We start from the raw sequence: 4,072 nt of genomic DNA, 5'->3' as shown, positions 1-4,072 counted from the left end.
CTGCGCGAGCAGCTATCACCCAGTAATGGGAATCCCCCTCCTGAGACGCGAAGCGCGAAGGTGGGGGAGGATGTCAATATGTGCGTTCCGGCTGCTGGTTGCCTCGGTCAATTGTTGTCAGATGGTGCTATCCTCCCCTGCGGCCTGCCATCGGGCGCCAGCCCGCCCCCCGTCTGGGATGCACAGAGATAGCCTCTTTGGGCGCTGGTTGTGAACTGCCCCACTCCTTCCAAAACCTGTTCTGGATCAAGAAACAGGGTACCGCTTTGGTGCCTAATAGACCCCACATATAGGGGTAAGCATAAAAAAAACACCCATATATAGTGTCATAAAGCTGTGCATAAGTGGTCGCCCTCTCAGTGTCAGCCCAGGTGTTTCAAGCCTTGGCTGACCTTGTTTGCGCCGGGGACGGGCGTGGAGAAGGGGACTCAACGAGGGTGAGCCGAGGGTGGCCACCAGGTCTTTCAATACGGGGAAAATCGATGAAACCGGTAGTGATCAAACGCGATGGATGTCGTGCACCATTCAATGGCCAACTGATCCGCGATGCGGTCAGCCGAGCGGCGGCAGCGGTCAATCAGGCCAGTCCGGCGCTGGCAGAGCGCATTGCCGCCGCTGTCAGCCAGGAGCTGGAGGGGCGAGGGGAGGTAGACATCCACGAGATCCAGAACCGGGTCGAGAACCACCTGATGGCCTCCGACGACAAGGCCATCGCCCGTGCCTACATCGAATACCGTCACGACCGGGATCAGGCCCGCGAGGCCAGGGGTCGTCTGGCCCAGGAGATCCGCGGCCTGGTGGAGCAGACCAACGCGGCCCTGCTCAACGAGAACGCCAACAAGGACTCCAAGGTGATCCCGACCCAGCGTGACCTGCTGGCGGGCATCGTCGCCAAGCATTACGCCATCAGTCACATGCTGCCCCGTGACGTGGTGCAGGCCCACGAGAGCGGCGACCTGCACTTCCACGATCTTGACTACTCCCCCTTCTTCCCGATGTTCAACTGCATGCTGATCGATCTGCAGGGGATGCTGACCCACGGCTTCAAGATGGGCAACGCGGAGATAGACACTCCCAAATCCATCAGCACCGCCACTGCGGTGACCGCCCAGATCATCGCCCAGGTGGCGAGCCATATCTATGGCGGCACCACCATCAACCGCATCGACGAAGTGCTGGCACCCTATGTGGCCATCAGCTGGCACAAGCACCGGGAGGTGGCCGAGGAGTGGGGGATCAGGGACGTGGATGCCTATGCCATGGCCCGCACCGAGAAGGAGTGCCACGACGCCTTCCAGTCCCTCGAATACGAGGTCAATACCCTGCACACCGCCAACGGTCAGACGCCGTTTGTCACCTTCGGCTTTGGCCTGGGGGACAGTTGGGAATCGCGCCTCATCCAGCGCGCCATCCTTGGCAACCGCATCGCCGGCCTTGGCAAGAACAGGAAGACCGCCGTCTTCCCGAAACTGGTGTTCGCCATCAAGGATGGCCTGAACCACAAGCAGGGGGATCCCAACTACGACATCAAGCAGCTGGCGCTGGAGTGCGCCTCCAAGCGGATGTACCCGGACATCCTCAACCACGACCAGGTGGTCAAGGTCACAGGCTCCTTCAAGACCCCCATGGGGTGCCGTTCCTTCCTCGGTGCCTACGAGGAGAATGGCGAGCTGGTCCACGAAGGGCGCAACAACTTAGGTGTCGTGAGCCTCAACCTGCCGCGCATTGCCCTGAAATCCCGCGATGAAGCGGACTTCTGGGACAAGCTGGATGCCGCCCTGCGGGTGGCCAAGACAGCGCTCATGTACCGCATCAAGCGCCTGGACGGGGTCAAGGCCCGGGTCGCCCCCATCCTCTACATGGAGGGGGCCTGCGGGGTGCGCCTCAAGGCCGATGACAACATCAGCGAGATCTTCAAACATGGCCGCGCCTCCATTTCGCTGGGTTACATCGGGGTACACGAGACCATCAACGCCCTCTATGGCACAGACGTCCACCTGTTCGACAGCGAGACCCTGCGCCAGAAGGCCATCGCCATCATCGCGCGGCTCAAGGCGGCCACCGACGAGTGGAAGGAGGAGACCGGCTACGGCTTCAGTCTCTACTCCACCCCGAGCGAGAACCTCTGCACCCGTTTCTGCCGCATCGACGCCAAGGAGTTTGGCGTGGTGGCCGGGGTGACCGACAAGGGCTACTACACCAACAGCTTCCACCTGGACGTGGAGAAGCAGGTGAACCCCTACGACAAGCTGGACTTCGAGGCGCCCTATCCGCCCATCGCCAGCGGCGGCTTCATCTGCTACGGCGAGTACCCCAACATCCAGCACAACCTGGAGGCGCTGGAGAATGTCTGGGACTACAGCTATGACAAGGTGCCCTACTACGGCACCAACACCCCCATCGACGAGTGCTACGACTGCGGCTTCACCGGCGAGTTCGAGTGCACCTCCAAGGGCTTCACCTGCCCGCGCTGCGGCAACCACGACCCGGCCAAGGTGTCGGTGACCCGCCGGGTGTGCGGCTATCTCGGCAGCCCGGATGCGCGCCCCTTCAACGCGGGCAAGCAGGAAGAGGTGAAGCGCCGCGTCAAGCATATGTAAGCGGGCAGACCCCACCCCAGCCCTCCCCTTGGCAGGGGAGGGGGCAAAGAAGCTCCTCCCCCTTTCGAAGGGGGAGGTTGGGAGGGGGTTGGCCGTTAACCCGGAGAACTCGAATGCACTACCACCAGTACTACCCGGTCGATGTGATCAACGGCCCCGGCACCCGCGCCACCCTGTTCGTGTCGGGTTGCGAGCACCAGTGCCCCGGTTGCTACAACCAGAGCACCTGGCGGCTCGATGGGGGCAAGCCGTTCGATGAGGCGATGAGCGATCGCATCATTCACGATCTCAACGACAGCCGCATCAAGCGGCGCGGACTGTCGCTCTCCGGCGGCGATCCGCTCCACCCCGCCAACGTGCCGCATGTGCTGGCGCTGGTGAAGCGGGTGCGGGCCGAGTGCCCCGGCAAGGACATCTGGTGCTGGACCGGTTATCTGCTGGCCGATCTCAGCCCGGCCCAGCGGGAGCTGGTGGCCTTGCTGGACGTGCTGGTGGATGGCAGGTTCGAGAAGGCCCTGGCGGATCCCGGTCTGCTCTGGCGTGGCAGCCGCAATCAGATGGTTCACGACCTCAACGCCTGGCGGAAAGGAGGAGAGCGGATCCCCTGTCTGGTTTGCAGTTGAGGCTTTGGGTGTTTATGGTTAGGCCAACCCCAAGCGCTGTTTACACGAGGAATCCCGATGAACAATCTGCTCAAGATCCTGCTGGCCATCTTTCTCCCCCCGGTCTGCGCCTTTATCCAGGTAGGCTTCAGCCTCCATTTCCTCATCAACATAGTGCTGACCCTGCTGGGCGGTCTGCCCGGCATGGTCCATGCCCTCTGGCTGGTGGTAAGCGACAAGCGCGCCTGAGTCGTGAGAGATCACAAGGCCAGCCCTCCGGGGTTGGCTTTTTTTTGCCTGCCAGATGGGGGCTTCCAGGATGAGCCCCTTTGCCTGACACTGGCGCGTCGCTCATGGAGTCGAGCGATACAACGAAGAGGGAATGTCGAGTGCGAGTGAAAGGGTTGTTGCTGTGGGCCGCCCTGGCCCTGCTCGGGGGCTGTGCCAGCCCCACCGCCAAGCTGAATCAGCCTCCGGTGGATGTCACCTGGGAAACGCTGCCCGAATACTGGGTGCTGGTGGGGGATGCCATCAGGTTTAACCCGGTCGGGGGGCTGCCGGCGAAGAGGCCGGTCAAGGGGTATGTGACCCTTCGCTACCTCATCGATTCCAATGGCACGCTGTTCAGCCCAGAGGTACTGGAGTCCCAGCCCCCCGGCGTGCTGGATCTCATCGCCATCTCCGGGCTGGCGCAGCTGCGCTACCGGCCATCGGAGCAGAATCAGCAAGCCATTCCGGCTCGGGTTGTGGCCCGATTCGAAGTGGAAGTGAAATGACAAACACCCCGGCCAGGCCGCAATGCTGTTCAGATAAGCACATTTTTGACTAATTATTCATAAATGCGACTTGAGTTGGGGGAGCAAGGCTGTT

4 protein-coding genes are annotated in these 4,072 nt (G+C 61.9%); all 4 read left to right on the top strand.

Annotation, left to right across the window (positions count from 1 at the left end; all coding sequences use genetic code 11):
- Positions 1-482: 482 nt before the first annotated feature.
- On the top strand, positions 483-2,600 hold the full coding sequence (gene nrdD, locus PG892_RS21775) for an anaerobic ribonucleoside-triphosphate reductase (RefSeq protein WP_052814900.1): 2,118 nt from the start codon (positions 483-485) through the stop codon (positions 2,598-2,600).
- Positions 2,601-2,713: 113 nt separating this feature from the next.
- Positions 2,714-3,223, top strand: coding sequence for an anaerobic ribonucleoside-triphosphate reductase-activating protein (gene nrdG, locus PG892_RS21770; protein ID WP_052815464.1), 510 nt, complete (start codon positions 2,714-2,716; stop codon positions 3,221-3,223).
- 57 nt (positions 3,224-3,280) lie between these two features.
- The gene (locus PG892_RS21765) at positions 3,281-3,451 is read left to right on the top strand and encodes a YqaE/Pmp3 family membrane protein (protein ID WP_010673454.1); all 171 of its coding nucleotides are present in this window, start codon (positions 3,281-3,283) and stop codon (positions 3,449-3,451) included.
- A gap of 146 nt (positions 3,452-3,597) precedes the next feature.
- Complete coding sequence (locus PG892_RS21760) at positions 3,598-3,978, top strand: energy transducer TonB (protein WP_223920298.1); 381 nt, start codon at positions 3,598-3,600, stop codon at positions 3,976-3,978.
- The last annotated feature ends 94 nt before the right edge of the window (positions 3,979-4,072 follow it).

It is taken from the genome of Aeromonas sp. QDB68 (assembly GCF_027707405.1).
In the GTDB taxonomy this organism is placed as follows: domain Bacteria; phylum Pseudomonadota; class Gammaproteobacteria; order Enterobacterales; family Aeromonadaceae; genus Aeromonas; species Aeromonas caviae.
Note: the sequence above shows the minus strand (reverse complement) of the source record. Positions and strands in the feature narration are given on the sequence as shown.